We start from the raw sequence: 2862 nt of genomic DNA, 5'->3' as shown, positions 1-2862 counted from the left end.
CGCCCGGGCACCCATGACTATTTTGTTCCCCGCTGAAGCTGTTCCAATACGGTCACCGGGATCGTACGGCTGCCGATATCACCATGGAAGACGACGCCCTGCCGTTCCCCGTGAAAATCGGAGCCCGCCGTGACGATCAGCCCATGCTCATCAGCCATCCTCAGGTACCGTTCCTCATCGGCCGGGCCGTGGTCGGAATGGTAGACTTCGATTCCGGCAGGTTTCGCTTCCCTAACAATCCGTTCCACCAGCGCGTCATCGCCGTAGATCCCCGGATGGGCCAGCACAGGCGTTCCGCCGGCTTCCCGGATCCAGGCGCAGGCATCCGCGGGTGTGATCCGCGGAACGGATACGTAGGCAGGCGCATCCTCGCCCAAATAGCGGTTAAAGGCGTCCCGCATGTCAGAGGCATAGCCCTTCTTGACCAATACGTCGGCCATATGCGGCCGCCCGACGCTTTCATCCGGCTTCAGCTCGCGCCCCAGCCCGGCAATGACCTCCTCGAGCGTGATGGAAATTCCAAGCTGCTGCAGCTTCGCGATCATCTGATCGTTACGCCGTTCCCGGGTTTGTCTCAGCTCGGCGAGATGCTTCAAAAACGGCTCATGTGTTATGTCGATGTAATAGCCCAGGACGTGTATATCCTTACCGCCGGCACGGGTGCTGATTTCGACGCCGGGAACGACGGTGATGCCGAGCCGCTGCCCGGCTTCCAATGCTTCCGGAATGCCTCCCACGGTGTCATGGTCGGTAATCGCCACGGCCGCGAGTCCCTTCCCGTGGGCGATCCGAACATTCTCCGAGGGTGGCTGCATCCCGTCCGAAGCCGTCGTATGCGTATGCAGGTCACCGTATTTCTGATCTGTGGACAAGTCCATTCCTCCTTCACTCATTCAGCGTCTTAAGCTGTGAAATATTCCTTTAACTGCCGGCTTGGCCCTATTCCCCCTGCTGTTCCTGCTGCTGTTTAAGAAAATTCAGAAAGGTCACGGCTGACAGCGGAAGCAGGGTGGATTTCAAATGAATGGCATAAAACTGCCGCTTAAATTCGGCGTCTCGGATCGGAATGATGGTAACCAGGTTCAGTGCGGTTTCATGCTTGACCGAGGCCGGCGACAGCATCGTAATGCCGAAACCGGCCTCGACGGCGGATTTCACCGCTCCCGTGCTACCAAGCTCCATCGCGGTCTGCAGGCTTTGTGGATCGATCCCTTTGTGGATCAGCACACTTTCCATCACCTGGCGCGTGCCCGACCCTTTTTCCCGCAGCACAAACGGATAGGCAAGCACTTCTTCCAGCTCGACCGATTCCCGCTCGGCCAAGGGATGGCCGATAGGCACGATCAGCTTCAGCTCGTCCTGCATGACGGGATCGATGACCATATCCGGATGGTGGATCGTCGCCTCGATCAGGCCGAAATTCAGCTGATGCTTCGTAATCTCTTCGATGATCTGTGTAGTGTTCATCACCTTCATCATAATACTGATGTGCGGATACTGCTGTCCAAACGGCCGAGCAGCCGCGGCAGGAAGTATTCGCCGATCGTGAGGCTGGAGCCGAGCTGAAGCCGGTCCTGCAGCATATGGGTATGCGATGCCATCGCATTGTCCGTTTCCTTAACCAGGGCGATGCTCTTTGCCGCATACGGCAAAAGGGTGATCCCCGCTTCGGTCAGCTCGATCTTCTTGGTGGAGCGGATCAGCAGGCGCGTCCCGAAATATTCCTCCAGGGACTGAATCTGCATCGTAACGGCCGGCTGGGTCATGTGCAGCGCGCTCGCCGCCGCCGAGAAGCTCCCACGTTCCGCCACGGTATAAAAAATGTGGAGCTGGTGAAAATTCATGGCATGCTCTCCCCCTCGTCGTTCTTATATTGTATCCGATTCGGCCGTGAACCACCAACGCCGTTTAACATTTCAGCGGCAGGTAAAGTCTGCGGAACCGACACATGAATCAACAAAAATGAGCATGGCTTCCCGGAGGGGGGAATCCATGCTCACGCTTACAAAACGCGGTTATTTCCGCTTGCGAGTATTTTTAATCAACGTCATTCTCCGCGAATGGCGCAGCCAGGAATAATAAGACTTCAGGTCCCTCAGCTCGATCGTCTCCGACATTTTGCCAAGGAACGTCACGATAATCATCTTGTGCAGCGGATTTCCGCTGATGTCGGTTTCCCCTTCGATCTCCGCAAATTCCGCGACGACGACAAGATCCTCGTCAATCAGGTAAACGTCCTTCTCATTCCGGTAGTAGGGAGCGATCCGGCCCTGCTTCAGGCACTCCCACATCCATGCGGCTATACCATCTATACTATGGATATCACTATGAATCCGGTCGTTGTACCTTGTCTTCGCATGATGGGTAATGACGATGTCGGCCACCCGCTTATCCCCTAAGGTCACAAAAAAAGGTTCATAGGTGCTCCATCTTTCCATTCCTTTGTCGCGCATGGACTATCACTCTCCACTACATAGGACTTTGTATCTATGTATTTATGCCTATTATATTACATCATTACCACGTTCTTCACAAGCTCCAAACTACGTATCCCGGCATATTTTCATATACAGAAAAGAGGACCGTCGTATCTACACCGTTTCTTTCCGCGCCAATCGGATAATTTCCTTGCCGGATTCACAGGTTTGCCGGCGCTGAAGCCGGAAGCCATGGTACTAAAAAAAAGAGCAGCCGAACTCGGCTGCTTCCNGACAAACGNTAACTTCAGGTGGATTGAAACTGATGACAGGCAGATGAACCTCTACTATAAGCCAATAAAATCGGGTCTTATCCGGTACGTCGCTCGAAATNTTCCGTTTTGATCTCGTTGCGGTAGGNGCGTTCGATTTTACGCACATAGGG

The 2862-nt window shown here is 54.5% G+C and carries 2 protein-coding genes and 1 pseudogene; all 3 read right to left on the bottom strand.

What is annotated here, in order from left to right:
• Positions 1-17: 17 nt before the first annotated feature.
• The 3 genes and pseudogenes from CPT76_RS23055 to CPT76_RS23045 all read right to left on the bottom strand — a co-directional run bounded on the left by CPT76_RS23055 (position 18) and on the right by CPT76_RS23045 (position 2453).
• Positions 18-878: a PHP domain-containing protein gene (locus tag CPT76_RS23055; protein ID WP_105444582.1), complete on the bottom strand. Its 861-nt coding sequence runs from the start codon at positions 876-878 to the stop codon at positions 18-20.
• Positions 879-939: 61 nt separating this feature from the next.
• A pseudogene (locus CPT76_RS23050) lies at positions 940-1844 on the bottom strand (selenium metabolism-associated LysR family transcriptional regulator).
• Positions 1845-2015: 171 nt separating this feature from the next.
• Positions 2016-2453 (bottom strand): hypothetical protein, encoded by a 438-nt coding sequence (locus CPT76_RS23045; protein WP_105444581.1) that lies wholly within the window; start codon positions 2451-2453, stop codon positions 2016-2018.
• Positions 2454-2862: the final 409 nt, after the last annotated feature.

This window comes from Paenibacillus sp. AR247 (assembly GCF_002968895.1).
GTDB lineage: Bacteria > Bacillota > Bacilli > Paenibacillales > Paenibacillaceae > Paenibacillus_AQ > Paenibacillus_AQ favisporus.
This window is presented reverse-complemented; position numbering and strand designations above follow the sequence as displayed.